This is a genomic window from Paraburkholderia caballeronis (assembly GCF_900104845.1).
Lineage (GTDB): Bacteria > Pseudomonadota > Gammaproteobacteria > Burkholderiales > Burkholderiaceae > Paraburkholderia > Paraburkholderia caballeronis.
The window spans coordinates 154,561-178,907 of the sequence record NZ_FNSR01000002.1; the positions used below are offsets into that span (position 1 = coordinate 154,561).

Below are 24,347 nucleotides of genomic sequence, written 5' to 3' on the forward strand. Positions count from 1 at the left end.
TGTTCCTCAATCGAAAACCGTCACGCGGGCACGACGACCGGCTCGCGCTCGTGCACTTCGCGCACGACGAACAGATAGACCATCGCGGCCGCGAACGCGATGCCCGCGCTGATCAGCAGCGCGTTCACGAACGAGTGCGTCTGATCGACGACGACGCCGGTGATGACCGGCGCGAGCGAGCCGCCGAGATAACCGCCGAAGTTCTGCATGCTGCCGAGCGACGCGACCAGCCGGCGCGGCGCGGCCACGCTGACGAGCGCCCATGCGCCGCCGCTCGCGTGGTTCACGAAGAACATCGCGAGCGAGATGTAGACGACCGCGAGCGTCGTGCTCGGCGTGTACGCGGCCGGCACCGTGAACACCGCCGCGCCGATCAGGCCGATGCAGATCGGCCACTTGCGGCTGCGGATCGGCGCGCTGCCGCGGCGCAGCAGGTAGTCCGCGAAATAACCGCTGGTCGCCATCCCGAGCGTGCCGAACACATACGGAATCGCGACCACCCAGCCGGTGCGCGCGATGCTCAGATGCCGCTCGTGTTCGAGATACGCGGGCAGCCACGTCAGGTACAGCCACACCATGTAGATCACGCCCATGAAGCCGAAGATCATCCCCCACGTGTTCACGTGACGGAACAGGCCGAGCCATTCGCCGAGCGCCGGCGCGCCCTGTTTTTCTCCGCTCGAATCGCCCTGGTCGAGATACGCGACTTCGTCGTGCGTGAGCGCGACTTCGGCGCGGTTGCGATACAGCAGATACCAGCCGATCGCGACCGCGATGCCGAGCACGCCCATCACGACGAACATCTGCCGCCAGCCGAACGCGAGCAGCAGCACCGTCAACAGCGGCGGCGCGAGCATCGGGCCGAGCGTGCTCGACGTGACGAAGATGCCGGTCGGGCCGCCGCGATCCTTCGCGGCGAACCATTCGTTGACGACCTTCGCGCCGGCCGGGAAAAGCGGCGCCTCGCAGATGCCGAGCAGCACGCGCGCATACAGGAAGTGGTTCAGCGTCTGAATGAAGCCGCCCGCGAGCTGCGCGACCGACCACAGGAACATCCCGAGGCCGAGCATCACGCGCGAGCCGAAGCGGTCGAGCAATGCGCCGACCGGCAGCTGCGCAAACGCATACGCGAGCGAGAACGCGGACAGCAGCAGCCCCATCTGCGAAGCGGACAGCCCGAGTTCCTGGCTAACCGAATGATTCGCGATCGACAGCGTGCTGCGGTCCAGATAATTGATCGTGCCGGCGACGGTCAAAAACGCGATCGCCAACACCTGCGTGCGCTTGAGGCGCCTGCTTCTCTCCGCCATGTTTGTCTCCTGATATTTGTAATGTATGGGTGCTGCGTGCTTCAGTAGGTGGCGCGGCCTCCGGACAGGTCGAACACCGCGCCGGTGTTGAACGTGCAGGCCGCAGAGCCGAGCCACAGCGCCAGTGACGCCACTTCGTCCACGGTGCCGAGCCGCGCGAGCGGGCTTTTGTCGATCATCGTCTGCACGTGCGCGGCGGACATCTGCTGCAACAGCGGCGTCTCGACGGCCGCCGGCGCGATCGCGTTCACGAGCACGCCGGACTGCGCGAGTTCCTTGCCGAGCGACTTCGTCAGCGCGATCACGCCCGCCTTCGCCGCGCTGTACGCGGACGCGTTCGGCGTGCCCTCCTTGCCGGCGAGCGACGCGAGGTTGACGATGCGCCCGTAGCCGGCCGCGCGCATCGCGGGCGCGACTGCGCGGCACACGTGGTAGACGCCGAGCAGGTTCACGTCGATCACGCGCGCCCACGTCTGCGGGTCGGACTGTTCGAGCGGGCCGGTCGGCCCCGCGTAACCGGCGTTGTTCACGAGCACGTCGATGCGGCCGTGGCGTTCGAGGGTCGCGGCCGTCGCGCGCTCCACCGTCGCCGGGTCGGACACGTCCACGCGATAACCGTGGCCCGCTTCGTCGGTTGCGGAGAGATCCCAGCTGACCGTCGTTGCGCCCGCGTCGCCGAACGCGCGGACGATCGCCGCGCCGATGCCCTGCGCGCCGCCGGTGACGACCGCGACGCAGCCCGTGAAGTCGTAGCGCGGCGTGCCGCGCGTTGCCGCGCTCATCGGATGAACTGGTCGACGTAACCCGCGCCGAGGCCGTTCGACGCGTAGTGTTTGCGGCACATGTCGATCTTCGTGAACACGTCCTCGTAGCCGGTGTGATTGCCGTACGGATCGCAGTAATACATCACGCCGTTCACCTGGAAGTACGTGATCATCTCCTCGACGTCTTCCGGCACGTACAGCGTGTGCGTTTCGCCGGGCGGCTCGTACACGTAGCTGCCCTCGGTCGCGACCCAGTCGTGTTCGAGATAGCGCCAGCGGCCCTTCAGCACCATGCCGTGCACCGACTGCGGATGCCGGTGCCGGCTCAGCACGCCCGCGCGGCGCACCCGCAGCAGGTTCATCCAGTAGCCCTGCGACGCGTTCAGGCACAGCGGCCGGAACCACACGTTCTCCGCCTGCGGCACCCATACGCGCTCGTCGTCCGGAATCGCGGACGGCACGACGATCTCCTTCTGCGCCTCCGCCGGGAACGGCAGTTGATACGGCATCGTCGCCGGGTACACCGTGTCCTTCTCGCTCACCGCGTCTCCTTGTCCATGATATGGACATTCATATCGTATCGTGGACACCAATCTACGACTGCGGCGAGACGGTTGTCAAGCGATGCCCCCACGGCCCGAAAGCGTTCGGACCGCGGCGGACAAAAGACGCGCAACGCACGGCGGGCGCGGGATCGAGCCCGGTCGAGCGTTGCGGATGAAGAACGGGAATCCGGGTAAACGTGGGCGCCGGCGCTCACGCTCAGCGCGGCTTCATCAGCACCTTGATCGACGCGGGCGAGTTCGCGATCTTGATCGCCTCGTCCCATTCGTCCAGCGTGAAGCCGTGCGTGACGATCCCCTTCGACGTGACGAGGCCGCGCGCGAGCAGATCGATCGCGACCGGATAACAGTACGGCCCGAGATGCGCGCCGCGCACGTCGAGTTCCTTGCGGTCGCCGATGATCGACCAGTCCACCGTCGCGTCCTCGCCGAACACGCTGAACTCGACGAAGCGGCCGAGCTTGCGGATCAGTTGCAGCCCCTGGCCCACGCCCGCCGCCGCGCCGGTCGTTTCGATATACACGTCGCAACCGTAGCCGTTCGTCAGCGAGCGAACGAATTCGAGTGCATCGTCGCGCTTCGGGTTGATCGTCACGTCCGCGCCGTATTCGCGCGCGAGTTCGAGCCGTTCGTCGAGCAGGTCGATCACGACGAGTCGCTTCGGCGTCTTCAGATGGGCGACCTGCGTCATCATCAGCCCGAGCGGCCCCGCGCCCGCGATCACGACCACGTCGTCCAGTTGCACGTCGCCGCGATTCACGGTATGGATCGCGCACGCGAGCGGCTCGATGATCGCGGCGTCTTCGAGCGAGATGCCGTCCGGTATCCGGTGCACGATCGCGGTCGGCGGAATCCGCATGTAGTCGGCCATCCCGCCGTCCGCGACCTCGCGCTGGAAGCCGAAGATGTTGTGCACCTCGCACATCCAGTACTGGCCCGAGCGGCAATAGCGGCATTTGCCGCACGGCACGATCTGCTCCGCGATCACGCGTTCGCCGACCTCCACGCCGAAATGTTCCGCCGCGCCTTCGCCGAGTTCGTCGACATAGCCGAAGAATTCGTGGCCCGGAATCACCGGCGCCTTCACCCACGGGCTCGGGCCGCCCCAGAACATCTTCGCGCCCGAGTAGCACTTGCAGTCGCTCGCGCAGATTCCGCAGGCGGCGATGCGGATCACCATCTCGCGCGGACCCGCGCGCGGCCGCGTCACCTGCTCGACGCGATAGTCTTTCGGCGCATGGCAGACCACCGCCGTCATCCGGGTCGAATCGTCGTTCGTCATCGCCGCCTCCGTTTCGCTGCGCACGTCTCGATGATGCAAGCCGCCGCGCGTCATTCCAGATTCGTATGGCGCGCGCGCATCGCGTCCGGCGACACGCGAAGCCGCTCGCGCAGCTTCAGCACCAGCAGTTCATGGATGAAGAATTGCGCGCCCTCGTACACGCTGCCCATCGGCAGCAGCGACGCGGACGCGCGCCGGTCGTCGGCCATCGTCTGCGCGGGCAGCACGCAGACGACATCGGCCAGCGCGGCCGCGCTGCCGCCGGGCTGCGCGGTGAACAGCAGCGTGCGCGCGCCCGCATCGCGCGCGACGCGCAGCAGCGCATCGACGGTCGAGAATCCGCCCGGCCCCGCGCTCGCGGCCAGCAGGTCGCCGTTGCCGACCGGCGGCGCGGCCATGTCGCCGACCACATGCGCATCGAGTCCGAGGTGATAGAGCCGCATCGCGAACGCGCGCATCATCAGCCCTTCGCGGCCCACGCCGTAACAGACGATGCGCGCGGCGGACGCCAGCGCGTCGATTGCGGGATCGAGTGCATCGTTCGGGAGACGGCCGAGCACCGCGCGCACGTCGTCGAGCGCGCGTTCGGCCAGCGTTTGAAGATCGCCGTCGAGAGAAGTCACGGGAATGCCTCTTGGCGCTGCGGCTTCGCGAAGCGGATCAGCGGCCCGAACGCGGCTTCACGCCGCGACGCGATCGCCGGCCACCGTCGCGCCGCGTCGCGCGAGCGCGCCGCCGTCCTTGCCGAACAGATGCAGGTGCCGCACGTTCAGCCCCAGTTCGATGCGGTCGCCAAGCGCGGCCGGCGACTCGCCGGAGCCCTTCGCCTGCACCGTCACGTCGTTCGCGATTCGCGCATGCAGTAGGGTTTCGCTGCCGAGATGCTCGACCACCGACACCTCGGCGGCGAGCCGCGCGTCCGCCGGCCCCTGCCCCGGCTCGGTCAGATGCTCGGGGCGCACGCCGAGCGTCACCGTGTCGCCGGGCGCGACGCCGGCCGTATCGAACGGCAGCGTCAGCGCGCCGCCGCCCGGCAGCCCGATCGTCACGCCCGTTTCGTCCGCGCGCTGCACCGGCACGTCGATGAAGTTCATCTTCGGCGAGCCGATGAAGCCGGCGACGAAGCGGTTGCAAGGCGCGCGATACAGTTCGAGCGGCGAGCCGATCTGCTCGACCCGCCCATGGTTCAGCACGACGATGCGGTCCGCCATCGTCATCGCCTCGACCTGGTCGTGCGTCACGTAGATCATCGTCGCGTTCAACTGGCGATGCAGCTTGATGAGTTCGAGCCGCATCTGCACGCGCAGCGCGGCATCGAGATTCGACAGCGGCTCGTCGAACAGGAACACCTTCGGCTCGCGCACGATCGAGCGGCCGATCGCGACGCGCTGCCGCTGCCCGCCGGACAGCGCGCGCGGCTTGCGTTCGAGCAGCGCCTCGATCTGCAGGATCTGCGCGGCCGCATGCACGCGCTCCTTGATCCGCGCTTCGGGCAGCTTCATCATCCGCAGCCCGAACGCGATGTTTTCATACACGGACATGTGCGGATACAGCGCATACGACTGGAACACCATCGCGACGCCGCGCTGCGACGGCTCGATGTCCGTCACGTCCTCGCCGCCGATCAGCACGCGGCCCGAATCGCTGCGTTCGAGCCCGGCGACCGTGCGCAGCAGCGTGGACTTGCCGCAGCCGGACGGCCCGACGAACACCATGAACTCGCGATCGCGCACCGCGATGTCCACGCCCTTCAGCACTTCGGCGCCCGCGTAGGACTTGCGGATCTGGCTCAGCTCGACTGCACTCATGCGCGTCTCCTGACGGTTCGCGTGCGTGCGCGAACCGCTGAATGGCGGCGCGTGACGAAACGTTCGTCACCGCCGTTGCGCGATGCGACACGTGCTGCAACACAGCACGGAGTCCGTAGCATCGTGTTAGTCAATTTGTCCTTGACAACGCGTTTCGAGGCCAATATACAATTGTAATTGCCGAATTACAAGTGAAACACCCCGTCGGCAAACCGCGGGAAAACCCGGTTAAAAGCCGATAAAACCCGCGTTGCAACAGGCTCGATACCCACCGCCAGCAAGGCCGAAGCGAAGCATGCACGCGTTCCCCGCGCCGCTTTCGGCTTCGACCGGCAGCCACAACTAAAGCAACCATCCTGGTTGGGACTGGAGACACGCATGAAGAATCGCTACAGGCAGGCCGCCGTTGCGTTGTTCGGCGCAACGGTTTCGCTGGTCGCCGCGTCGAACGCAGCAGCGTGGACGTTGAAGGAGGCCGCCGCGCCGTACTCCGGCACCACCATTTCCGCGATCTTTCTCGACCGCCCCGGCTACAAGGCCGCGGAAAGCCTGATCCCGCAGTTCGAGAAGGAAACCGGCATCAAGGTGAAGTGGGACGTGATTCCGTACGAGAACACGCGCGAGCGCCAGGTGCTGAACTTCGTCAGCGGCGGCGATCAGGACATCGCGCTCGTCGACGTCGTGTGGCTCGGCGAGTTCGCGAGCAACAAGTGGATCGTGCCGATCAAGACGTTCACCGACAACCCGAAACTCGCGGACCCGAAGCTGAACCTGCCCGGCTTCTTCCCGATCCTGCTGAACGCGTTCGGCACCTGGAACAACACGATCTACGGGCTGCCGTTCGACAACTACTCGGGGCTGATGTTCTACAACCAGTGCATGCTGAAGAGCGCGGGTTTCAACGGGCCGCCGAAAACGTGGGACGAACTGCTGAACGTGTACGCGCCGAAGCTGACGAACGCGTCGAAGAACCAGTTTGCGTTCGCGTTGCAGTCGCGGCGCGGCGAAACGCAGTCGGCGGACAGCTTCATGCGGATGCTGTGGCCGTTCGGCGGCTCGCTGCTCGACGCGAAGTTCCGTTCGAACCTGCTGTCGCAGCAATCGCAGGCAGGCCTCGAATTCCGGCAGAAGCTGATGAAGTACATGCCGCCCGGCATCGTCGATTTCGACCATGCGGAGTCGGTGAACGCGCTCGCGCAGGGCCAGGTCGCGATGATTACCGAATGGTCCGCGTTTTATCCGACGCTGACCGATCCGTCGAAGTCGAAGCTCGGCAACTGCCTCGGCGTCGCGACCGAGCCGAGCGGCCCGGCCGGGCTGAAGCCGGCGCTCGGCGGCTTCTCGCTCGCGGTGAACGCGAAAGCGCCGAAGAAAAAGCAGGAAGCCGCGTGGCTGTTCATCCAGTGGATCACGTCGGAGGAAATGGCGCGGCCCTATCTGGAAGCGGGCGGCGTCAGCGCGCGGACGGCCGTGTACCAGGACAAGGCGGTGCAGGACAAGTTCGCGTTCGTGAAGCCGATGGTCACGTCGTGGCAAGGCGGCGTGCCGGACTTCCGGCCGCGTTTCCCCGAATGGCCGGCGATCTCCGAGATCATCGGCGAGTGGGGAACGAAGATGATGCTGGGCCAGGTGTCCGTGCATGACGGCTCGGTGGAGATCGGCAAGCGGATGGAGGTGATCCTGCAGAAAGCCGGCTATTACGACGGCAAGAAGCCGCTGTTGAAGTAGGAGCCGCGCGCAAAGACTGGCTTTCGCCGCGTCTTTCGCGAACCGCGGGCCGGCTCCGTGCCGGCCCGAATGTTTCGAAGCTGTCGCAGCATCCCTGCCGTGGAGAGGCCGATGTCCAGTCCCGCCGTCCGTCCGCTGCCGCCGCGCCGGATCCCGTTCGTGCCGCGCTCGCCGGCGTTCTGGTTTCTCGCGCCGGCCGTGCTCGCGCTCGCGGCGATCGGCGTTTATCCGATGCTGGTCGCGCTGTACAACTCGTTTCATCACTACAACCTGACCGATCTCGCGTCCGGCACGCCGTTCGTCGGCCTCGACAACTACATTGCGACGCTGACCGACCCGTCGTTCTGGGGCGCGCTCGGCCGCACGCTGGCGTTCCTGCTGCTGACGCTGCCGATCGAACTCGGCCTCGGCCTGTTCGCCGCGCTGCTGCTGCACCGCCAGGCGCTGCCGCGCGTGCGCGCGATCGCGCGCGTGAGCCTCGTGATCCCGATGGCGACCACCTATGCGGTCGTCGGGCTGATCGGCCGGCTCGTGTTCAACCGGCAGTTCGGGATCGCGAACTATCTCCTCGGCCTGTTCGGCGTGCCGCCGCTCGACTGGCTCGGCGACCCGACGCTCGCGTTCGTGTCGGTGATGATCATGGACATCTGGCAGTGGACGCCGTTCTGCGCGCTAATCCTGCTCGCGGGCCTGTCGATGGTGCCGCGCGAAGTGGAAGAAGCCGCGCGGCTCGAAACGCCGCGCTGGAGCATGATCTTCTGGCATCAGCAGCGCCCTTACCTGCTGCCCGGCATCACCGCGATCCTGATCCTGCGTTCGGCCGACATGCTGAAGATGTTCGACGCGGTGTTCACGATGACGCGCGGCGGCCCCGGCACCGCGACCGAGTTCATCAGCATCTATATCCAGCGCGTCGGCTTCCGGATCTTCGACCAGGGGATGGCGTCCGCGCAGGCGGTGCTGCTGCTGGTGCTGACGATCGTGCTGTCGCGGCTCTACATCCGCTACGTGTACCGGGAGGCCTGACCATGCACGCATCCTCGACTCACGACGACGCGCGCAGCACGAGCGCAACCACCGCCGCCGCCGAGAAACCCGGGCGCGCCCGCCGCGCGCGCCGCACGCGGCAGCGCGCGACGTTCTGGCATTTCGTCGGCCTCGTCGTCGTGTTCCTGTCGTCGGTGTTCCCGTTCTACTGGATGGTCATGACGAGCCTGAAGCACCAGGCGGAGGCGCTCGCGAACCCGCCGGTATGGATCTTCACGCCGACCTTGCAGCACTACATCGACGCGCTGTTCCAGCACGACGTCGCGTCGAGCCTCGTGAACTCGCTGATCGTCGCGAGTTGCACGACGGTGCTCGCCATCCTGCTCGGCACGCCGGCCGCGTATGCGCTCGCGCGCTTCGAGTTTCGCGGCAAGCGCGACCTGTGGTTCTGGTTCATCTCGAACCGGATGGTGAGCCCGGTCGTGCTCGCGGTGCCGATCTTCCTGATCGCGACGCAGCTCGACCTGATCGACACGCACCTCGTGCTGATCCTCCTGTACCTGACGTTCTCGCTGCCGATCGTCGTATGGATCTGCACCGACCAGTTTCACAACATCCCGATCGAACTGGACGAAGCCGCGCGGCTCGACGGCGCGTCGCCGTGGCGCGTGTTCTGGCGGATCAACCTGCCGCTCGCGATGCCCGGCATCGTCGTGTCCGCGATCTTCGCGTTCATCTTCTCGTGGAACGACCTGCTGTACGCGCTCGTGCTGACGCGCAGCGACGCGGTGACGGCGCCGGTCGCCGCGACGAGCTACATGAGCGGGTACGAACTGCCGTGGGGTGAGATCATGGCGACCGGCACGCTGATCGTGCTGCCGATGGTCGTGTTCGCGCTGCTCGTGTCCGGGCGGCTCGTGCAGGGGCTGACGATGGGCGCGGTCAAGTGAGCGTGGCGAAACGGGGCGAGCCGGCGCATGGCGAATACATGGACCGGCAGGGATCACACTAAAACAGCAAGCAAGGACAGCGAGTCCATGAGCAAGAGTATTTCGACGGCGCCCGAAGCCGACAATCCGCTCGACCTGGAGGAAGAGCTTCAGGCGCGCGTCGCATGGCACTACTACGTCGGCAACCTGACGCAGCAGGAGATCGCCGAGCGCATCGGCAGCAACCGCGCGCGCGTGAACCGGCTGCTCGCGGCGAGCCGCGAGTCGGGGCTCGTGCAGGTGACGATCAACAGCCGGATCGCGCCGTGCGTCGCGCTCGAAGAGGCGCTGATGAAACGCTACGGGCTGGAGCGCGCGATCGTCGTGCCGGAAGGCGTGGATCGCGACACGACCCAGGCCGCGCTCGGCATCGGCGCGGCGAACTTCCTGTCGAAAGAACTGCGCGCCGGGCAGACGGTCGGCCTCGGCTGGGGCCGCACGATCCGCGCGACGCTGCGGGCGATGCCGCATCGCAGCTACGGGCCGCTCGCGGTGGTGTCGCTGCAAGGCGGGCTGCCGCACTGCCCGAGCATCAACACGTTCGACATCGTGTCCGACTTCGCGGACCTGTGCCAGGCCGACGGTTTCCTGTTCGCCGCGCCGATCTACGTGAGCAGCCAGAAGGCGCGCGACATCATCCTTCAGGAAGACGCGGTGCGCGAGACCTACGAACGCGCGCGGCACGCGGACCTCGCGGTGCTGACCTGCGGCGACCTGACCGAATCGCTGGTCGTGACCTACGGGATCAGCAGCCCGGAGCAGCGCCGCGCGATCGAGGCGGCAGGCGCGGTCGGCGACATGCTCGGCCACTTCATGGACGAATACGGCGAGCCGATTGACCATCCGCTGAACCGCCGCACGGTCGCGGTGAGCCTCGCGGACCTGCGCAGCATCCAGCGCGTCGTGCTGGTGTCGGGCGGCGAGCAGAAGTACGACGCGACGCGCGCGGCGCTGCGCGGCGGTTATCCGTCGGTGCTCGTCACCGACGAACGGACCGCGCAGCGGCTGTGCGCCGAACCGGAAGCCAGCGCCGCCGTCGCGGCCGGAGCGAAGCATGGACGACGCACCCGCTGAACGCCGCGCCGACGCGGCCCGCGAATTCGCGGGCAAGACCGCGCTCGTGACCGGCGCGGGCAAGGGCATCGGCCGCGCGACCGCGCAACTGCTGGCCGCGCGCGGCGCGCGGGTCGTCGCGCTGAGCCGCACGGCGGCGGACCTCGCGACGCTCGCGGACGAAACCGGCTGCGCGACGTTCGCCGCCGATCTCGCGGACGTCGGCGCGACCCGCGCCGCGCTCGCGTCGATGCCGCCCGTCGATCTGCTGGTGAACTGCGCGGGCATCGCGCACCTCGCGCCGTTCGTCGAGACGTCGGCCGAGGCGCTCGACCTCGTGATGGCCGTGAACGTGCGCGCGCCGATGCTCGTCGCGCAGCATTGCGCGCGCTCGATGATCGCGCGCGGCGTGCGCGGCGCGATCGTCAACGTGTCGAGCATCGCGGCGCAGGTCGGCACGCCGCTGCATGCCGCGTATTGCGCGTCGAAGGGCGCGCTCGACGCGCTGACGCGCGTGATGGCGGTCGAACTCGGCGAGCACGGCATCCGCGCCAACGCGGTCGATCCGGTCATCACGCTGACGCCGATGGCCGAACGCGCATGGAGCGATCCGGCGAAGTCCGGGCCGATGCTCGCGCGCATTCCGCTGCAGCGGTTCGCGGAACCGCTCGACGTCGCGCACGCGATCGTCTGGCTGCTCGGCGACGGCGCGGCGATGGTCAACGGCGTGAGCCTGCCGGTCGACGGAGGTTTTCGCGCGCGTTAGCGGCCCGCTGCGCCGGCCCCACGCAACCCATCCCCCATTCACCCTGAACGCGGGCATGCGCGCCACGACGACACACGCACGCCGCATCGAACCGGAGGCATCACCATGGAAGCACTCGTTCTCGAAGAAGCGCGGCGCATCAGCCTGCGGCCGTTTTCGCTGCCGCAGGTCGTCGGCCCGCGCGACGTGCGCATCCGCATCCACACCGTCGGCATCTGCGGCAGCGACATCCACTACTACCAGCACGGCCGCATCGGGCCGTTCGTCGTCAACGAGCCGATGGTGCTCGGCCACGAGGCGGCCGGCACGGTCGTCGAGGTCGGCGACGACGTGCATCACCTGAAGCCCGGCGACCGCGTGTGCATGGAGCCGGGCGTGCCGGACATGGAGTCGCGCGCCTCGCGCGAAGGGATGTACAACCTCGACCCGAAGGTCCGCTTCTGGGCAACGCCGCCGATCCACGGCTGCCTGACGCCGTTCGTCGTGCATCCGGCCGCGTTCACGTTCAGGCTGCCGGACAACGTGAGCTTCGCGGAAGGCGCGATCGTCGAGCCGCTGTCGATCGGCTTGCAGGCCGCGACGAAGGCCGGGATCCGGCCGGGCGACGTCGCGGTGGTGCTCGGCGCGGGCACGATCGGGATGATGTGCGCGCTCGCGGCGCTCGCGGGCGGATGCAGCCGCGCGATCGTCTGCGACCTCGTGCCGGAGAAGCTCGACCTGATCGGCAGCGTGCAGGGCGTGACGACCGTGAACATCCGCGAGCAGTCGCCGCGCGACGCGGTCGCGCAACTGACCGACGGCTGGGGCGCGAACGTGGTGTTCGAGGCGAGCGGCAACGAAAAGGCGTTCGACGGCATCGTCGACCTGCTGTGTCCCGGCGGACGCCTCGTGCTGGTCGGCATGCCGCAGAAGGCGGTGCCGCTCGACGTCGTCGCATTGCAGATCAAGGAGGCGAAGATCGAGTCGGTGTTCCGTTACGCCAACATGTTCCCGCGCGCGATCCAGCTGATCGCATCGGGCCGGCTCGACGTGAAGCCGTTCATCTCGCGCACGTTCCCGTTCGCGGAAGGCATCAAGGCGTTCGAGGAAGCCGCGAGCGGCAACCCGAACGACGTGAAGGTGCAGATCGTGCTCGAATGACGGCGCGCGCCGGGGCTCGTGCGCCGGCGCGCGACGGACGATCAGCCCGGCGCGAGCGCGGCGGCCGCGAACTGGCCGAGGTCGGTCGCCGGGTCGCGCAGCGCGTCCGCGTCGAGCTTCACGCCGGTGCCGGCGAGCTTCTTGCCGCACAGGAAGTCCGGCATCGCATTCACCGCATCGACCGCGAGCAGCGCACCGTCCTTCAGGTAATAGACCGCGAAGCGGCGCGCGGCCGGGTCGCCGCGCACGATGGTCGTGTCGTGGCCGTGCGCGAGCCCGACCGTCTGAAGCTTGAGGTCGTACTGATCGGACCAGAACCACGGCACGTCGCATGCGGGACGCGGCTTGCCGACGATCGCGCTCGCCGCGAGCTTCGCCTGCTCGACCGCGTTGTGCACGCTTTCGAGCCGGCCCGCGCGACCGTAATGGCCGAGCGGCCGGTGCGCGCAGTCGCCGATCGCGAAGATCGACGGGTCGGCGGTGCGCGCGTCGTCGTCCACTTCGACGCCGTCCGCGCAGGGCAGGCCCGCCTGCCGCGCGAGCGCCGTTTCCGGCACGACGCCGATGCCGACCAGCGCGAAGTCCGCCGGCACGAGGTCGCCCGACGCGAGCTTCACGCCGGTCAGCCGCCCGCCTTCGCCGACGAACGCGTCGATTGTCGCGCCGGTGCGCAGATCGACGCCCTGCGCGCGATGCTCGCGCTCGTAGAACGCGGACACGGCCTCGCCGGCCACCCGCGCGAGCACGCGCGGCGCGGCTTCGAACACGGTGACCTGGTGGCCGAGCTGGCGCGCGGCGGCGGCCGCTTCGAGGCCGATGTAGCCCGCGCCGATCACCGCGAGCTTCGCGCCCGGCTGCACGCGCGTGCGCAGCGCGTCGGCGTCCGCGAGCGAGCGCAGCATCAGCACGCCGTCGAGATCGTGGCCGGGAATCGTCAGCGCGCGCGGCGTCGAGCCGGTCGCGAGAATCAGCGTGTCATAGGCGAGCGTCGTGCCGTCGGACAACCCGAGCGTCTTGCCCGCGCGATCGATCGACTCCGCGCTCACGCCGAGCTTCAGTTCGATGCGGCTGTCGTCGTAGAACGCGCGCGGCTTCAGCCATAACCGCTCCAGCGCCGCCTCGCCCTTCAGATACGCCTTGCTGAGCGGCGGCCGGTGATACGGCGGCACCGGCTCGCCGCCGACCAGCACGATCCGGCCTTCATAGCCGTACTGCCGCAACAGCGCGGCCGCATTGCCGCCCGCGTGTCCGCCGCCGACGATCACGACCGTGCCGGCTGCCCCGTTCTCCATGCCTTGCTCCTTTTCATCTCTCGTTCGCGGCCGCCCGTTGTCTCCCATGCCGGAGCCAGGCCGCGAACCGGAGCGCCATCATCGCACGCTTTGCGCGCGGCGACGCGAACAGGCCCATGAAACGCGGGCCAACGTCCGCGTCCGGGTCCGCGTGCCGGTCGGTTAGTAAAACGCGTGGTCGTTCGGGGCCGCATACAGCGCGCGCAACTGCGGCGTCATCGGAAACCTGAAGTTCACGCCCTTCGGCGGAATCGGCCGTTCGAGCCACTTCGTGTAGAGCGCGCCGATCTCGCCGCTCTTCATCAAGCCGCCAAGCGTGTCGTTCACCAGCTGGCGAAACGCCGGATCGCCGTTGCGCATCATCAGCGCATACGGCTCCGACGACTGCGGCGTGCCGGTGAGCATCCATTCGTCCGGATGCTGGGTCAGCGTGCGGGTGCCGGCGAGCAGCACGTCGTCCATCATGTACGCGACCGCGCGGCCGCTTTCGAGGATCGCGCGGCCCTGCGCGTAGTCCTTCGCGCTGAGGATCTCCATGTGCATCGGCTTCTGCTCGTTCATCGTGCGCAGGATCCGCTCGGACGTCGCGCCGCGGTTCGTCAGCACCGTCTTGCCGGCGAGATCGGGGAAGTCGCGGATGCCGGAGTCGCGGCGCGTCAGGAGCCGCGTCGTCGCGACGAAGAACGTGTACGAGAACGCGACCTGCTTCTCCCGCGCCTTCAGGTTCGTCGTGACGCCGCATTCGAGATCGACGGTGCCGTTCTGCACGAGCGGAATGCGGTTCTGCGCCGTGACGGCGACGAAGCGGACCTGCAATTGCGGGCGATTCGTGCGCGCCTTCACCGCGTCGATCACCTTGTTGCAGAGGTCCTGCGAGAAACCGATCACGCGGCCGTCCGCATCGACGTACGAGAACGGCACCGATGCCTCGCGGTAACCAATCGCGATCGTGTTCGTCGACGCGATCTTGTCGAGCGTCGGCTGCGCGACCTGCGCCGACGCGCGCGGCGCGACCGCGACCGACAGCACGACGCACGACGCGCACAGCGCGGCCACGGCCGCCAATCGCCTGGGGGGTCTCATCGGCTGGTTCTCCGTCGTTGCGTGGGTGCGGGTGGTCGGTTCGTCGAATGCGTATGGTGCCATGGCGGATGTGCGTACAACATATTCGGGCGGCCATGCACGCGGACACGCGTGGTTGACCCGGACAGAAAAACGCCGCGCACGAGGCGCGGCGTGGGGTGGCGCGATGCGAACCTACGGTTCAGCCGCCCGCGAGAAGCCGGCGCAGCCGGGCGTCCCGCGAGCCGGCGCGCATTAGCGGTTCACCATCTGCTTCGGCTGAAGCAGCGCGAGCGCCGCGCCGAGCGCCATCGCGAACGCGACGCAGTACATGCCCGCGTTCGTGCTCTGCGTGACGTCCTTCATCCAGCCGATGATCGACGGGCTGACGAAACCCGCGAGGTTGCCGATCGAGTTGATCATGCCGATCGCCGCCGCGGCCGAGCCGCCGGCGAGAATCGCGCTCGGGTACGTCCAGAACACCGGCATCGTCGCGAGCATCCCGGCCGTGCCGATCGACAGCGCGACCATCGCGAGCGGCACGTTCGCGCCGAACACGGTGCTCAGGAACAGGCCGACCGCCGACGCCGCCGACGCGATCGCGAAGTGCCAGCGGCGCTCGCCGGTGCGGTCCGCGCTGCGCGCGACCGCGATCATGCTGACGACCGCGCACGCATACGGAATCGCGGTCAGCAGGCCCACGTCGAACGCGTTCTTCACGCCGCTCGCCTTGATGAGCGTCGGCAGATAGAAGCCGATCCCGTAGAGGCCCATCATGCAGCAGAAGTAGATCGCCGCCATCAGCCACACGCGGCCGTTCGTGAACACCGACGCGATCGACGCGTGCGCCTTGCCCGCGCCGTCCGCCTCGATGTTGCGCGCGAGCAGCGCCTTTTCGTCGTCGGTCAGCCACGCCGCCGCGCGGATGCTGTTCGGCAGATAGAACAGCGTGACCACGCCGAGTATCGCGGACGGAATCGCCTCGATCGCGAACAGCCACTGCCAGTTCGCCCAGTGGCCGACGCCGTTGAACGCCGCGATGATCCAGCCGGACAGCGGGCCGCCGATCACGCCGGCGACCGGAATGCCGATCATGAACAGCGCGTTCATCCGGCTGCGGCGCGCGGCCGGGAACCAGTACGTCAGGTACAGCACGATGCCCGGGAAAAAGCCCGCCTCCGCGACGCCGAGCAGGAAGCGCACGATGTAGAACTGCGTGGGCGTCTTCACGAGCAGCGACGCGGCCGAGATCACCGCCCACGTCAGCATGATCCGCGCGATCCACACGCGGGCGCCGACCCGGTGCATCAGGATGTTGCTTGGAACTTCGAAGAAAAAGTAGCCGATGAAGAACACGCCCGCGCCGAGGCCGTAGACGGTCTCGCTGAACTGCAGGTCGCTCAGCATCTGCAGCTTCGCGAAACCGACGTTCACGCGGTCCAGGTAGGCCGCGACGTAGCACAGGAACAGGAAGGGCAGAAGCCGCCGCGTGACCTTCGAATAGGCCCCGGCCTCCAGATTGAGATTGGCCTGCGACAGGCCTTTGGCGATCGTGTTCATCGTCTCCACATTCGTTATTCGATTGCTGCCGCGGCGAGGCCGGAAAACCGGCCCCGCCGTCTGCGCTTTCGATGGATTGCAAAAAAGAAAGCGCGCCCGGGTTGGCCCGGATGCTGCGCGACGCTGCTGCCCGGCGAGCGGCGGATCGCTGCGAGAGATGATGGGTCGAATACCGCGTAGCGCAGCGATCGAAGTGCCCGCGTACCATGGCAGCCATAATCGCGGCCGCACTCGTCCGCACCGAGGACTGCACCGCCCCATCTCTCTGCGCGTCGGAATTTTCTTAAACCGCAGCAGAATAAACCGCGCGATGGTAGCCGCCTGCGACATTTGCTGTCAATCCGCATAATTCGGACGCCCTAACTGCGGCGGCATGCCGCTTGCAGCACCGTCCGGGCTGTGCCAGCACGACTGCGGCGCACGATCTGCCGTCGCGAGCGCGACGTCGCTAGAATCGTGCGATCGGCGCGGCAACATCCGCGCGCCGGCCTTCCATAACGAACGATACGGCCCGGCCGCGCCCGTCGCGCGCCGCCGCCGTCACACGACAGGGACGGACTCCATGAACACCACCCGACTGCCGCGCCGTCCGCGCGTGTATCTCGCCGGCTTTGACGTGTTTCGCCGCGACGCGCTCGAATACGGCGCGAAACTGCGCGTGCTGTGCACCGAACACGGCTTCGACGGCCTGTACCCGCTCGACGCGCAGGCGCCCGCCGATCTCGACGGCCCGCGCAAGGCCGCGTGGATCTACCGGTCGAACGTGGACGCGATCCGCAACGCGGACATCGTGATGGCGAACGTGGACGACTTTCGCGGCCCCGGCGAGCCGGATTCCGGCACCGCGTTCGAGATCGGCTTCGCGGCGGCGCTCGGCAAGGAAATCTGGGCGTACACGACCGACGCAGGCACGCTGCTCGACCGCGTGCGTTCGCAGCCGGTGCCGCAGGGGCATCTGTGCGAGCGCGGTTATCTGGTCGAGGACTTCGGGCTCGCGAAGAACCTGATGATCGCGTGCGCCGCGCGGATCGTGCACGGCGACGCGAACGCGTGCCTCGCGGCGATGGCCGACTGCCACTACGCGGCGGAGAAGCGTTAGCGCGCGACGGAAGGCGAAACCCGCCGCGTTTCGTGCCCCGCCGGCCACGCCGGCCGCGCAGGCCGCGCCGCGCCGCGCCGCGCCGGCGAAGTCAGTGATGCATCCCGCTCATCGTGCTCATCCGCTGCAACGCGCGGATGCGCGCGACCGCGCGCCCGTCGGCCACCGCGCTCTGGTATAGCTGCGCGAGATCGGCCTTCAGCGCGGTGCGCGAGCCGTTGTCCAGATAGACCATGTGCCCGGACGGATAAAACCGCGCGCTCAGGTTGTTGCGCACCTTCTGATCGGCGAGCGGCATCTTCTGCAGGTCGATCACGGTCTGGTAGAACGGCGTGACGAAGTCGTAATAACCGTTCGCGGACAGCACCCGCAGATCCGGGTTCAGCGCCATCACCGCCGCAAGGTCGCCGGCCGTGTACAGCACGACGTTGCCGTGCGCATCGACGCCCTTCTGCGCGCCGGTCGGATCGACGTGGCCGAAATTCCAGTTCTCGAACGCCTGGTCATTCAGGTCGGTGAACGACGAGTTCGTGCGGAACTTCAGCGTCTCGTTCAGGTAGCTGTTCCACATCGCCGTGTAGACGCCGCTCACCGCGGTCATCGTCGGGTCGTTGCCGCCCGAGTTCGGATCGACGCTGCCCGCGATGCCGGTGTCGATCGCGGTCACGCGGCCGTCGTACGAACCGAGCGCGACGCCCTTGTCCTTCAATAGCGTCGTCAGGAACAGCGAGTTGCCGCGGCTGTCGTACGCGGCGACGTCGAGATTCCATGCCGACAGCGTCTGCGTGTCGATGCCGGTGTATTTCGACAGCGTGTCGAGCGCCGCCGCGATCGCCGGATTCTTCGCATCCGGAAACTTCGCCAGCGCCTCACGGTAATCGGTGCGCGCGAACTGCGCGACTTCCGCGACGAACGCCTGCAGGTCGGCCGGCGCGGGGGTGATGCCGAGCCGGCCGTGATACCACGCGTCGGACGCCGCGGTCGGCAGCGCGCCGACCGGATCGCCGCTTTGCGTGTAGTCGAGGATCGACGATTGCAGCGTGATGCCGTTCAGGTCCACGCCGTCCTCATGCAGCCGGTACGCGAGCACGCAGCTGCGCGCGGTGCCATACGATTCGCCGTACAGGAATTTCGGCGAGTTCCAGCGGTCGTTCGCGCTCAGATAACGCTTGATGAACTGCTTCAGCGAATCGGCATCCTGATCGACGCCCCAGAAGTCGCGGTTGTGATGCGGCGCGATCGCCGCCGAGTAGCCGGTGCCGACCGGGTTCACGAACACGAGGTCGCTGCGGTCGAGCAGGCTGTCCGGGTTGTCCTCCAGCGTGTACGGCGCGGGCGGCGTGAAGCCCGGCATCGACGTCTTGATCCGCTTCGGCGCGAACGAGCCGAGCAGCACGAACACCGACGACGACCCCGGCCCGCCGTTGTAGAAGAACGTGACCGGGCGGTCCTGCGCGAGCACGCCGTCCTTCGTGAACGCGACGTAGAACATCTTCGCGTCCGGCTGCGAACTGCTCGCGTCGACCGTGACCAGATGGCCGGCGGTCGCCGTATAGGCGATCACCTCGCCGCCGATCTGGATCGCGTGATGGGTGATCGCCGCGTTCTCGGTCATGTCGGTGACCCAGTCGTCCGGGCCGTTGCCGTAGGCGGTCGGGTCGAAGCACGGCTGGTCGGCCGGGCTGCGGTGGCGGCCGTTGCCCGTTGGCGCGGGCGCGTCCGTGGCGGGAGACGGGTCGTCCGTCTGGCCGGGCTGATCGTTCGGGTCGTTCTGATCGTTCGGCTGGTCGTTCATCGTGTCTCCCCTGCCTTCGATGCGCCGCGACGCAGCCGCCACGGCGAAAAAATCATGCTACGCCGCGCCGAGCACGGCCGCCACCTTGCTGCCGACCGGCGTGCCGAGGCCGGTGCAGGCGTCCCAGCCGGGCGCGGCCGAGAAATCGCCGTTGTTGCCGCTCGTGATGTCGTTGAACGCGGACGGCTGCCGGTAAAGCAGCGCGTTCACGAAACCGGCCGGCTTGCCGCGCGTCGCATTGATCCGCGCGATCAGCGCGGCCCACAGCGGCGCGACCGCGCTCGTGCCGCCGACCACGGTGTCCTCGCCGCCGACGTGCACGAGATAACCGGTCGCCGGGTCCGCGTTGGCCGCGACGTCCGGCACGCCGCGCCGCACCAGCGCGCCCGAGCCGTTGTTGCCGCGCACGATCCCGAGCCCCTTCTGCCACGCGGGCAGCGCGAACGTCGCGCTGACCCCGCCGCCGGTCGCGCCGCCTTCCGGCGCGCCGCCGCCCCACACCGTCTCGCGGACGATCTGGCCGTTGCCCGCGCTGAGCCGGGTGCCGCCGCAGCCGAGCGCATACGGGCTCGACGCGGGGAAATCGACGTGCTCCGCGCCGTCGCCGACGCCATCGGTCGAGCCGCTGTCGCCGGACGCGACGCAAACCGTCACGCCGAGCGCGACCGCCGTCTGCAACGCGTCGTTCAGCGCGGCGATCGTCTGCTGCGACCACGCGGATTCCGGCGCGCCCCAACTGATCGACACGACCGACGGCTTGCGGCCGCGGTCGTGCAGCGCCGCGCTGACCGCGTCGACGAAACCCGCCTCGCTGTTCGGCGCGAAGTACACCGCGATCAGCGCGGCGGGCGCGAGCGCGCCGGCGATCTCGACGTCGAGCGTCACTTCGCCGTCCGGACCGTTCGGGTCGCCGGTCGGCGCGTTCGCCGCCTGATCGACCGACACGGCTTCGACCTTCGGCGCGCCGACGCCGAGCGCGCCGAAATACGCGCTCAGGTCCGCTTCGCGATAACCGCCGCCGAGTTCGATCAGCGCGATGCAGGCGCCGCCGCCGTCGCCGGCCGGGAAGTCGTATAGCTGCGCGAGTTGCAGCGGCGTGAACGCGCCGCTGACCGCGCGCGCCGGGCGGATCGGCGGCCGGATCGTCGAGCCGATCCGGAAGTGCGGCCGCGCCTTCGCGCGGTCGTCGAGGCCGAGCACCGCGGTCACGACGTCGTGCACGTCGTCCGGCAGATGGACCGGCCCGGACGGCTGCCGGAACCGGTACTTGATCTGGCCGACCTGGTGCTCGAAGCGTTGCAGGTCGATGCCGAACGCCGCGTTGTACTGCTGCACGGTGCCCGACAGCACGACGCGCCGCGCGGCCGGGTCCGCGTGCGCGACCGACAGCCCGTGCGCCTGGGCGAACTGCGCGACGCGCGCGACGTCGTCCGCCGACGCGCCGAAGCGCCGCTCGTATTCGTCGCGCGACACCGGCTGCGCGGAACGGTCGCCGGCCGCGAGCCGGTCCACGAGATCGCGAAACGCGTCGCCCGCCTGCCGTCGCAGGATCAGCACGACGTCGAAACGCTCGGCCGGATCGCACGCGCCGATGCACTGCGCGCCGGCCGGCGCGGGGTGGTTGCTGCCCGTCACGGGATGTCTGGTCATCGCCGCCTCTCCACGTTGCGTCTCCTCGTTGAACCCGTGCGCGCGTTGTCTTGTCTCTACCCCGCCCGTGCGTTGCTGGTATGCCGTTTGTACCTTTTACCGTTCCGGCCGGACCCGCGACGACGGCGCTCCGACGCCGCGCAACCTGCTCTGCTCGCCGCCGGTTGCACGCGTGCCGCCGGCGGCGAGCAAAATCAATGAGAGGCAGCATGGCGCGTGCCTGGCTCAGCCTGGCGTGATGGCGAACCGGGCCGGTCATATGGATTTCGTTATGCCCGCGATAACCACGGTAAATTTTTCCCGGTTATTTGGCCCGTGACGATGACGGAAACCCACGGAAACTTACGGCATCCGCCACCGGAGAACACCCAGATGAAAAACACGATGGCCCGCGCACTGCGCGTTTCCGCAATCGCCCTCGCGGCGCTCGGCGCGACCTTCGCGACCGGCGCGCGCGCGGCTTCCGCGCCGGTCGGCGTGGCGTTCGTCTATCTCGGCAACCCCGGCGACGCCGGCTGGACCTACGCGCACGAACAGGGCGTGAAGGCCGTCGAGGCGCAGTACGGCGACCGCATCAAGGTCACGCGCGTCGAGAACGTGCCGGAGTCCGCCGACTCGGAGCGCGTGTTCCGCGACCTCGCGGCGAAGGGCAACAAGATCATCGTCGGGTCGAGCTTCGGCTTCCAGGACTTCGAACTGAAGGTCGCGAAGGACTATCCGGACGCGGTGTTCATGCATGCGACCGGCTACAAGAAAGCGCCGAACTTCGCGACCTACGACGTGCGCACCTATCAGAGCGCGTACCTCGCGGGCCTCGTCGCCGGTTACACGACGAAGACGAACACGCTCGGTTTCGTCGGCTCGGTGCCGGTGCCGGAAGTCGTGCGCAACATCGACGCGTTCACGATGGGCGCGCGCTCGGTGAATCCGAACGCGCGCGTGAAGGTGCTGTGGATCAACAGCTGGTTCGATCCGGGCAAGGAGAAGCAGGCGGCCGAAACGCTGATCGGCCAGGGCGCGGACGTGCTGATCCAGAACACCGATTCGACCGCGACGATGCAGACCGCCGAGCAGAAGAAGGTCCATGCGTTCGGCTGGGACTCGGACATGAAGAAGTTCGGCCCGAACGCGCAACTGGGCGCATGCGTCAGCTACTGGGGCGTCTATTACTCGCATCTGGTCGATCAGGTGATGGCCGGCACGTGGACCAACACGCCGATCTGGTGGGGCTTGAAGGAGAAGGCGATCGACCTCGCGGACATCAACACGGCCGCGGTGTCGCCGGCCGCGCAGAAGGCGCTCGCGCAGAAACGCGACGCGATCGTCGCGGGCGCGTTCGATCCGTTCGCCGGCCCGATCAAGGACCAGTCCGGCGCGATGCGCGTCGCGGCGGGCAAGTCGCTCGACGACAACGAACTGCGCCGGCTGAACTGGTTCGTCGAAGGCGTGGACGGCACCGTGCCGAAGTGATCGCTGTCTTCTGCGAAACCTGTTCACGATGACTTCCTCCGCCCCCACGCCGCCGCATGAGCCCGGCCCCACCCGCGAGCAGATCGTGCGTCATCTGCGGCGCGCGAACGCCGTCGGCGAACGCGCGGCGGCGTTCGGGCATCACCCGTTCGGCGCGATCCTCGTCGGCCCCGATCACGAGACCGTGCTGATCGAGCAGGGCAACGTCGATACCGTGAATCATGCGGAAGCGGTGCTCGCGCGCGCGGCGGCGACGAACTTCAGCGCGGCGTATCTGTGGGACTGCACGCTGTACACGTCGGTCGAACCGTGCTGCATGTGCGCGGGCACCGCGTACTGGGCGAACATCGGCCGCGTGGTGTTCGGGATGACCGAGCAGCAGTTGCTCGACGCAACCGGCAACCACGCGGAGAACCCGACGATGAGCGTGTCGTCGCGCTACGTGTTCGACCACTGCCAGAAACCGGTGGACCTGATCGGCCCGGTCGACGAAGTCGCGGACGAGGTGATGCGCGTGCAACGCGCTTTCTGGCGCGCGCGCGGCGCCTAGCCCTGGCGCGCGGCGCGGCGCTGGACGATGCGGATCGCCGCGCCGCCGCACGCGGGCTGGCGGCGATCGCCGCGGCGGCCCGCAGCCCGGCGTCGGCCGGACTTGCTCGCCGCCGTTACGCGGCTGCCGGGATCGCCGCCGGCAAGTGCTCCTGCAGATATTCCTCGAACTCCGCCTTCACTTCCGGATGGCGCAGCGCGAATTCGACCGTCGCCTTCAGATAACCGATCTTGCTGCCGCAGTCGAAACGCGTGCCGCTGTAGCGATACGCGAGCACCTGCTCTTCGGTCAGCAGCGACTGCAACGCGTCGGTCAACTGCAACTCGCCGCCCGCGCCCGGCTTCAGCCGGCGGATGTGATCGAACACGGTCGGCATCAGCACGTAGCGGCCGACCACGCCGAGGTTCGACGGCGCGACGTCCGGCGCCGGCTTCTCGACGATGCCCGACAGCTTGAACACGTCCTCCTCCCACTCGCGGCCGTCGACGACGCCATACGACGCGCTGTGCTCGCGCGGGATCGCTTCGACGCCGACGATCGAGCTGTGATAGTGGTTGAACACGTTCACGAGCTGCTTCATCACCGGCGTCGGGCTGTACAGCAGATCGTCCGCGAGGATCACGGCGAACGGGCCGTCGCCCACCAGCTTCTCCGCGCACAGCACCGCGTGGCCGAGGCCGAGCGCCTCCGCCTGGCGCACATAGAAGCAGTCCACGTGGCTCGGCTTGATGCTGCGCACGAGGTCGAGCAGCTTGTCCTTGCGGCGGGCTTCGAGTTCGGCCTCGATCTCGTAAGACTTGTCGAAATGATCCTCGATCGCGCGCTTGCTGCGGCCGGTCACGAAAATCATTTCGGTAATGCCCGCGGCAATCGCCTCCTCGACCGCGTACTGGATCAGCGGCTTGTCGACGATCGGCAGCATTTCCTTCGGGCTGGCCTTGGTCGCCGGCAGAAAGCGCGTACCGAGGCCCGCGACAGGAAATACCGCTTTGGTTACTTTCAGCATGGTGTCGTTCCCAGGTCGATGTTGAAACACGGCGTCGCTGCTGCGAGAAGCCGACGTCCCCGAAGTCCCACTCACTTATCTTGTTGAAAGGGATTCATGACTCGTCATTTCGCCCGCACAAAAAATGACGTAAAAATTCCGCAGTGGACCGCGCCCGGCTGGTGGAAATTATTGCCGGACAGGCTCTAATCCGGCATCAATTTCCTTTTCATATCGCGACGACCGGCGACGACCGGCGAGGACCGGCGACGACCGGCGACGATTCGCGACGCATGCGGACGGAAGAGCCGCAGTCTACTCGACGTCGTCCACCGGCGGCAACTGGTTCGGGCGCGCCCGCGAGCGGCGGATCGGCTCGTCGCGCAGCGCCTCGCGGTACGCGGACACGGCGACGAGGATCAGCAGCACGGCCACGCCGGCGAGCAAATGCATGTTCATCGGAATCTCCCAACGGCCATAAGCCTATTCAAGCT

At 67.9% G+C, this 24,347-nt stretch carries 22 protein-coding genes; 9 read left to right on the forward strand and 13 right to left on the reverse strand.

Annotated features, from left to right (window positions below; genetic code table 11):
• Window positions 1-20: 20 nt before the first annotated feature.
• The 6 genes from BLV92_RS17235 to BLV92_RS17260 form a co-directional block, all read right to left on the reverse strand.
• Window positions 21-1,310, reverse strand: a complete 1,290-nt coding sequence (locus BLV92_RS17235; protein ID WP_090547350.1) for an MFS transporter — start codon at window positions 1,308-1,310, stop codon at window positions 21-23.
• Window positions 1,311-1,351: 41 nt separating this feature from the next.
• Window positions 1,352-2,092: an SDR family NAD(P)-dependent oxidoreductase gene (locus BLV92_RS17240; RefSeq protein ID WP_090547352.1), complete on the reverse strand. Its 741-nt coding sequence runs from the start codon at window positions 2,090-2,092 to the stop codon at window positions 1,352-1,354.
• Window positions 2,089-2,583, reverse strand: coding sequence for a 2,4'-dihydroxyacetophenone dioxygenase family protein (locus BLV92_RS17245; RefSeq protein WP_090551100.1), 495 nt, complete (start codon window positions 2,581-2,583; stop codon window positions 2,089-2,091). Before BLV92_RS17245 ends, BLV92_RS17240 begins: the two co-directional genes overlap by 4 nt.
• 253 nt (window positions 2,584-2,836) lie before the next feature.
• Window positions 2,837-3,919: an alcohol dehydrogenase catalytic domain-containing protein gene (locus tag BLV92_RS17250; RefSeq protein WP_090551103.1), complete on the reverse strand. Its 1,083-nt coding sequence runs from the start codon at window positions 3,917-3,919 to the stop codon at window positions 2,837-2,839.
• Window positions 3,920-3,969: 50 nt separating this feature from the next.
• Window positions 3,970-4,542, reverse strand: a complete 573-nt coding sequence (locus BLV92_RS17255; protein WP_090547353.1) for an SIS domain-containing protein — start codon at window positions 4,540-4,542, stop codon at window positions 3,970-3,972.
• Window positions 4,543-4,599: 57 nt separating this feature from the next.
• Entirely contained in the window at window positions 4,600-5,727 is a 1,128-nt protein-coding gene (locus tag BLV92_RS17260; RefSeq protein ID WP_090547355.1) for an ABC transporter ATP-binding protein, read from the reverse strand.
• A 378-nt stretch (window positions 5,728-6,105) separates the two neighbouring features.
• Here BLV92_RS17260 and BLV92_RS17265 point away from each other — a divergent pair, with 378 nt between their 5' ends.
• The 6 genes from BLV92_RS17265 to BLV92_RS17290 all read left to right on the forward strand — a co-directional run bounded on the left by BLV92_RS17265 (window position 6,106) and on the right by BLV92_RS17290 (window position 12,390).
• The gene (locus tag BLV92_RS17265; protein WP_090547357.1) at window positions 6,106-7,455 is read left to right on the forward strand and encodes an ABC transporter substrate-binding protein; all 1,350 of its coding nucleotides are present in this window, start codon (window positions 6,106-6,108) and stop codon (window positions 7,453-7,455) included.
• Window positions 7,456-7,566: 111 nt separating this feature from the next.
• Window positions 7,567-8,481, forward strand: coding sequence for a carbohydrate ABC transporter permease (locus BLV92_RS17270; protein ID WP_090547358.1), 915 nt, complete (start codon window positions 7,567-7,569; stop codon window positions 8,479-8,481).
• A 2-nt stretch (window positions 8,482-8,483) separates the two neighbouring features.
• Window positions 8,484-9,392 carry a carbohydrate ABC transporter permease gene (locus tag BLV92_RS17275; protein ID WP_090547360.1) on the forward strand — a complete coding sequence of 303 codons (909 nt, stop codon included), beginning with the start codon at window positions 8,484-8,486 and terminating at the stop codon, window positions 9,390-9,392.
• Window positions 9,393-9,479: 87 nt separating this feature from the next.
• Window positions 9,480-10,505: a sugar-binding transcriptional regulator gene (locus BLV92_RS17280; RefSeq protein WP_090547361.1), complete on the forward strand. Its 1,026-nt coding sequence runs from the start codon at window positions 9,480-9,482 to the stop codon at window positions 10,503-10,505.
• Window positions 10,486-11,250 (forward strand): SDR family oxidoreductase, encoded by a 765-nt coding sequence (locus BLV92_RS17285; RefSeq protein ID WP_090547363.1) that lies wholly within the window; start codon window positions 10,486-10,488, stop codon window positions 11,248-11,250. Before BLV92_RS17280 ends, BLV92_RS17285 begins: the two co-directional genes overlap by 20 nt.
• Window positions 11,251-11,355: 105 nt before the next feature.
• A complete protein-coding gene (locus tag BLV92_RS17290) occupies window positions 11,356-12,390 on the forward strand; it encodes an NAD(P)-dependent alcohol dehydrogenase (protein WP_090547364.1) in 1,035 nt (344 codons plus the stop codon).
• 41 nt (window positions 12,391-12,431) lie between these two features.
• Here the strand turns inward: BLV92_RS17290 and BLV92_RS17295 are convergent, their stop codons facing one another.
• From BLV92_RS17295 to BLV92_RS17305, 3 genes are all read right to left on the reverse strand, one after another.
• A complete protein-coding gene (locus BLV92_RS17295) occupies window positions 12,432-13,682 on the reverse strand; it encodes an NAD(P)/FAD-dependent oxidoreductase (RefSeq protein ID WP_090547366.1) in 1,251 nt (416 codons plus the stop codon).
• 162 nt (window positions 13,683-13,844) lie between these two features.
• On the reverse strand, window positions 13,845-14,765 hold the full coding sequence (locus BLV92_RS17300) for a transporter substrate-binding domain-containing protein (protein ID WP_090551105.1): 921 nt from the start codon (window positions 14,763-14,765) through the stop codon (window positions 13,845-13,847).
• 234 nt (window positions 14,766-14,999) lie between these two features.
• The gene (locus BLV92_RS17305; RefSeq protein WP_090551108.1) at window positions 15,000-16,304 is read right to left on the reverse strand and encodes an MFS transporter; all 1,305 of its coding nucleotides are present in this window, start codon (window positions 16,302-16,304) and stop codon (window positions 15,000-15,002) included.
• 562 nt (window positions 16,305-16,866) lie between these two features.
• Between BLV92_RS17305 and BLV92_RS17310 the strand changes: the two genes are divergently transcribed.
• Window positions 16,867-17,403 carry a nucleoside 2-deoxyribosyltransferase gene (locus BLV92_RS17310; RefSeq protein ID WP_090547368.1) on the forward strand — a complete coding sequence of 179 codons (537 nt, stop codon included), beginning with the start codon at window positions 16,867-16,869 and terminating at the stop codon, window positions 17,401-17,403.
• A 91-nt stretch (window positions 17,404-17,494) separates the two neighbouring features.
• Here BLV92_RS17310 and BLV92_RS17315 read toward each other — a convergent pair whose 3' ends face one another.
• Window positions 17,495-19,198 (reverse strand): S10 family peptidase, encoded by a 1,704-nt coding sequence (locus BLV92_RS17315; protein ID WP_090547370.1) that lies wholly within the window; start codon window positions 19,196-19,198, stop codon window positions 17,495-17,497.
• Between the two features lie 57 nt (window positions 19,199-19,255).
• The gene (locus BLV92_RS17320) at window positions 19,256-20,848 is read right to left on the reverse strand and encodes a S53 family peptidase (protein WP_090547372.1); all 1,593 of its coding nucleotides are present in this window, start codon (window positions 20,846-20,848) and stop codon (window positions 19,256-19,258) included.
• 372 nt (window positions 20,849-21,220) lie between these two features.
• Between BLV92_RS17320 and BLV92_RS17325 the strand changes: the two genes are divergently transcribed.
• Together BLV92_RS17325 and BLV92_RS17330 are read left to right on the forward strand one after the other, a co-directional pair.
• On the forward strand, window positions 21,221-22,318 hold the full coding sequence (locus BLV92_RS17325; RefSeq protein ID WP_090547373.1) for a BMP family ABC transporter substrate-binding protein: 1,098 nt from the start codon (window positions 21,221-21,223) through the stop codon (window positions 22,316-22,318).
• A gap of 28 nt (window positions 22,319-22,346) precedes the next feature.
• The gene (locus BLV92_RS17330) at window positions 22,347-22,868 is read left to right on the forward strand and encodes a nucleoside deaminase (RefSeq protein ID WP_090547375.1); all 522 of its coding nucleotides are present in this window, start codon (window positions 22,347-22,349) and stop codon (window positions 22,866-22,868) included.
• Between the two features lie 115 nt (window positions 22,869-22,983).
• Here BLV92_RS17330 and galU read toward each other — a convergent pair whose 3' ends face one another.
• Both galU and BLV92_RS32125 read right to left on the reverse strand, forming a co-directional pair.
• Window positions 22,984-23,874 carry a UTP--glucose-1-phosphate uridylyltransferase GalU gene (gene galU, locus BLV92_RS17335; RefSeq protein WP_090547377.1) on the reverse strand — a complete coding sequence of 297 codons (891 nt, stop codon included), beginning with the start codon at window positions 23,872-23,874 and terminating at the stop codon, window positions 22,984-22,986.
• A 294-nt stretch (window positions 23,875-24,168) separates the two neighbouring features.
• Window positions 24,169-24,312: a hypothetical protein gene (locus BLV92_RS32125; RefSeq protein ID WP_166676644.1), complete on the reverse strand. Its 144-nt coding sequence runs from the start codon at window positions 24,310-24,312 to the stop codon at window positions 24,169-24,171.
• Window positions 24,313-24,347 lie beyond the last annotated feature (35 nt).

Bases quoted from the DNA above. Each gene is read 5' to 3' on its own strand.
- BLV92_RS17235 (WP_090547350.1), bottom strand. From the start codon at position 1,310: ATGGCGGAGAGAAGCAGGCGCCTCAAGCGCACGCAGGTGTTGGCGATC.
- BLV92_RS17240 (WP_090547352.1), bottom strand. From the start codon at position 2,092: ATGAGCGCGGCAACGCGCGGCACGCCGCGCTACGACTTCACGGGCTGC.
- BLV92_RS17245 (WP_090551100.1), bottom strand. From the start codon at position 2,583: ATGCCGTATCAACTGCCGTTCCCGGCGGAGGCGCAGAAGGAGATCGTC.
- BLV92_RS17250 (WP_090551103.1), bottom strand. From the start codon at position 3,919: ATGACGAACGACGATTCGACCCGGATGACGGCGGTGGTCTGCCATGCG.
- BLV92_RS17260 (WP_090547355.1), bottom strand. From the start codon at position 5,727: ATGAGTGCAGTCGAGCTGAGCCAGATCCGCAAGTCCTACGCGGGCGCC.
- BLV92_RS17265 (WP_090547357.1), top strand. From the start codon at position 6,106: ATGAAGAATCGCTACAGGCAGGCCGCCGTTGCGTTGTTCGGCGCAACG.
- BLV92_RS17270 (WP_090547358.1), top strand. From the start codon at position 7,567: ATGTCCAGTCCCGCCGTCCGTCCGCTGCCGCCGCGCCGGATCCCGTTC.
- BLV92_RS17275 (WP_090547360.1), top strand. From the start codon at position 8,484: ATGCACGCATCCTCGACTCACGACGACGCGCGCAGCACGAGCGCAACC.
- BLV92_RS17280 (WP_090547361.1), top strand. From the start codon at position 9,480: ATGAGCAAGAGTATTTCGACGGCGCCCGAAGCCGACAATCCGCTCGAC.
- BLV92_RS17285 (WP_090547363.1), top strand. From the start codon at position 10,486: ATGGACGACGCACCCGCTGAACGCCGCGCCGACGCGGCCCGCGAATTC.
- BLV92_RS17290 (WP_090547364.1), top strand. From the start codon at position 11,356: ATGGAAGCACTCGTTCTCGAAGAAGCGCGGCGCATCAGCCTGCGGCCG.
- BLV92_RS17295 (WP_090547366.1), bottom strand. From the start codon at position 13,682: ATGGAGAACGGGGCAGCCGGCACGGTCGTGATCGTCGGCGGCGGACAC.
- BLV92_RS17300 (WP_090551105.1), bottom strand. From the start codon at position 14,765: ATGAGACCCCCCAGGCGATTGGCGGCCGTGGCCGCGCTGTGCGCGTCG.
- BLV92_RS17305 (WP_090551108.1), bottom strand. From the start codon at position 16,304: ATGAACACGATCGCCAAAGGCCTGTCGCAGGCCAATCTCAATCTGGAG.
- BLV92_RS17310 (WP_090547368.1), top strand. From the start codon at position 16,867: ATGAACACCACCCGACTGCCGCGCCGTCCGCGCGTGTATCTCGCCGGC.
- BLV92_RS17315 (WP_090547370.1), bottom strand. From the start codon at position 19,198: ATGAACGACCAGCCGAACGATCAGAACGACCCGAACGATCAGCCCGGC.
- BLV92_RS17320 (WP_090547372.1), bottom strand. From the start codon at position 20,848: ATGACCAGACATCCCGTGACGGGCAGCAACCACCCCGCGCCGGCCGGC.
- BLV92_RS17325 (WP_090547373.1), top strand. From the start codon at position 21,221: ATGAAAAACACGATGGCCCGCGCACTGCGCGTTTCCGCAATCGCCCTC.
- BLV92_RS17330 (WP_090547375.1), top strand. From the start codon at position 22,347: ATGACTTCCTCCGCCCCCACGCCGCCGCATGAGCCCGGCCCCACCCGC.
- galU (WP_090547377.1), bottom strand. From the start codon at position 23,874: ATGCTGAAAGTAACCAAAGCGGTATTTCCTGTCGCGGGCCTCGGTACG.
- BLV92_RS32125 (WP_166676644.1), bottom strand. From the start codon at position 24,312: ATGAACATGCATTTGCTCGCCGGCGTGGCCGTGCTGCTGATCCTCGTC.